Here is a 2,578-nt window from a genome sequence, read left to right on the forward strand (position 1 = left end):
CCCCGTCTCGTGTAGCGCCACGATCTCCGCGCCGGCGGGCACGCGCGCCAGCAACCGCCTTCCCTCCTCGTCGCGCACGCGCGTCGCGTCGCCCTTGCCCCGGTACTGCTCCTCCTTCACCTCGTGCGCCTCGAACGCAAAGTACCGCCGCACCCGCGACTCATACTCGCCGATCGCGTCCCCGATCGCCCCCTTCGCCTTCCCGACGGACGCGACGACGAGCTTCACCGCTCCTCGCCATTGTTCAGCCGGTCGACCCAGTAGAACGGCTCGCGCCTCTGGTGGGCGAGAGCGACGACGACGACATCGCTACCGTCGATCAGGTAGATAAGTGCGTACGGAAACCGTGCGAGGAGTTTCCGCCGCGTGCCGCTGTAGTACGGGGCACCAAGCATTGGGTGCCGCTCGAGCAACAGGGACACGCGGCGGAACTCGGCCGCAAACGCCCGCGCCAGCTTCGAGCCATCGCCACGATAGAACTTCAAGGTAGAGATGTACTCGGCCCTCGCAGCTTCATCGAATCGCAGCCGGTGCTTCACCGAAGCAGTTCCTCGCCTGCCTGAAAAACCTCCTCGGCTGAGTACGTCTTCGTTTCCCCTGCCCGATAGGCCCGAACCCGCTTCGCGATCTCTTTCGCCCAAGCCTGCTCAACCACCGGATCCTCGTCCAGGCTGGCCAAAAGCCGCTCCGTGAGCCGTGCTCTGTCGTCGCGCGGTAGCTGCAACGCGGCACTTTCCAGTTCTTCGAGGAGATCTATTTCTTCTTCCAGCTTCGCCATGGTACCCTCGCCTGTATGGTTTCGTCCGCATCGTAAGCGCCAGATACGCGGGCCCGAGTTTGCTACACCTACCGGACCACGATGGTGTCGCGGAGGGAATGCTCGTTGTCTTTGTACGGATTGTCAAGATTGTAGTTCAGCCCGCGGCTCTCCTTGCGGCGCAGGGCGCAGCGGACGATCAGCAGCGCGGTCTGCACCAGGTTGCGGAGCTCCACAAGGTCGTCGGTGGGGCGGCAGTCTGCCCAGACGGCGTTCACCTTGAGCGAGATGGCGCGCAGCCGCAGCTCGGCCTCGGCCAGGCGCGCGTCGGAGCGCACGATCCCCACCAGGTCCCACATCAGGTTGCGGATGGACTCGCGCTCCTCCGTCAGGAACGCGGGATCCACGTCGGTCGTTCCCGTGGGCGCGTGCACGTGCTCGGGGGTCAGCGGACGCGTGACGCTGAGCTGCGGGCCCAGGCGCGCGGCGGCGCGGTGGGCGAAGACGACGGCCTCCAGTAGCGAGTTGCTGGCCAGGCGGTTGGCGCCGTGCACGCCCGTGCAGGCCGTCTCTCCCGCGGCGTACAGGCCGGGGACGGAGGTGCGCCCGTCCGTGTCCGTCAGCACGCCGCCGCAGAGGTAGTGCGCGGCGGGCACCACGGGCAGCGGCTCGCGCAGCATGTCGATCCCCCGCTCGGACGTTTCCCGCAGGATGTTTGGGAAACGTTCGCGGATCTCGTGCTCCGCGATGCCCGAGCAGTCCAGCAGCACGAAGGCGTCGCCGGACTCCTTCATCTCGCGGTCGATGGCCCGCGCCACCACGTCGCGGGGCGCCAGTGACGCCAGCGGATGGTAGTCCTGCATGAACGGCGTCCCGTCGCGCCGCCGGAGGACCGCGCCCTCGCCGCGGACGGCCTCGGAGATCAGGAAGGTGCGATCACGCGCCGGATACAGCGCGGTGGGATGGAACTGGATGAACTCCATGTTCGCCACCTTGGCGCCCGCCCGGTACGCCATCGCCACGCCGTCCCCCGTGGCGATCGCCGGATTGGTCGTGTGGCGATACACCTGCCCGCATCCGCCCGTCGCCAGCATCACCGCGCGCGCCAGGAACGGCAGCAGCTCGCCCGTCTCCGCATCCAGCACCAGCACGCCGCAGCAGCGCTCGCCCAAGGTACCGGGGTCCGTCGCCGTCAGCAGGTCCACGGCCTGGTGGTTCTCGAACACCCGCACGTTCCCCGTTTCCGCCGCGGCGGCCAGCAGGGCACGCTCGATCTCGCGCCCCGTCAGGTCGTCCGCGCGGACGATGCGACGGCGCGAGTGGCCGCCCTCCAGCCCCAGCGACAGGTCTTCGCCGGCCCGCGTGAATGCCACGCCCAGCTCGATCAGCTCGCGGACGCGCTCCGGCCCCTCGCGCACCAGCACGTCCACGGCGTCGGGGTGGCAGAGGCCGGCGCCGGCCACCAGCGTGTCTTCCATGTGCAGCGCGGGCGAATCGTCGTCGGCGAACACGGCCGCGATGCCGCCCTGCGCGTAGTTGGTGCTGCTGTCGGGGCGGCTCTTCTTGGTGATGAGCGCCACGGTGCCGTACTTGGCCGCCTTGAGCGCGAACGACAGCCCCGCGATGCCGCTGCCGATCACCACGACGTCGGCCTGCATCATCGCGCCCTCTCCCGCAGCACGCTCCGCAGCGCCGCATCCAGCACGTCCGCCCCGCTCTCGATCTCCACGCTCTGCTCCAGCACGTACGCCCGGGAGGAATCCGGCAGCAACGGCCGGAGCTTCACCGCATCCTTGTGCGTCATCACCATCCACCGTCCCG

4 protein-coding genes are annotated in these 2,578 nt (G+C 68.8%); all 4 read right to left on the reverse strand.

All coding sequences use genetic code 11. The features are described 5' to 3' along the window. On the reverse strand, window positions 1–228 hold a 228-nt coding region (locus tag VIB55_RS03840), incomplete at its 3' end, for a 23S rRNA (pseudouridine(1915)-N(3))-methyltransferase RlmH (RefSeq protein WP_331875347.1). Further along, a complete protein-coding gene (locus VIB55_RS03845; protein ID WP_331875348.1) occupies window positions 225–539 on the reverse strand; it encodes a type II toxin-antitoxin system RelE/ParE family toxin in 315 nt (104 codons plus the stop codon). The genes VIB55_RS03845 and VIB55_RS03840, both read right to left, overlap by 4 nt. Next, the gene (locus tag VIB55_RS03850) at window positions 536–778 is read right to left on the reverse strand and encodes an addiction module protein (RefSeq protein WP_331875349.1); all 243 of its coding nucleotides are present in this window, start codon (window positions 776–778) and stop codon (window positions 536–538) included. The genes VIB55_RS03845 and VIB55_RS03850 overlap by 4 nt, the downstream gene beginning before the upstream one ends. 68 nt (window positions 779–846) lie before the next feature. Further along, complete coding sequence (gene nadB / locus VIB55_RS03855; RefSeq protein ID WP_331875350.1) at window positions 847–2,418, reverse strand: L-aspartate oxidase; 1,572 nt, start codon at window positions 2,416–2,418, stop codon at window positions 847–849. Window positions 2,419–2,578 lie beyond the last annotated feature (160 nt).

Origin of the sequence: Longimicrobium sp., assembly GCF_036554565.1 — a bacterium.
In the GTDB taxonomy this organism is placed as follows: Bacteria; Gemmatimonadota; Gemmatimonadetes; order Longimicrobiales; family Longimicrobiaceae; genus Longimicrobium.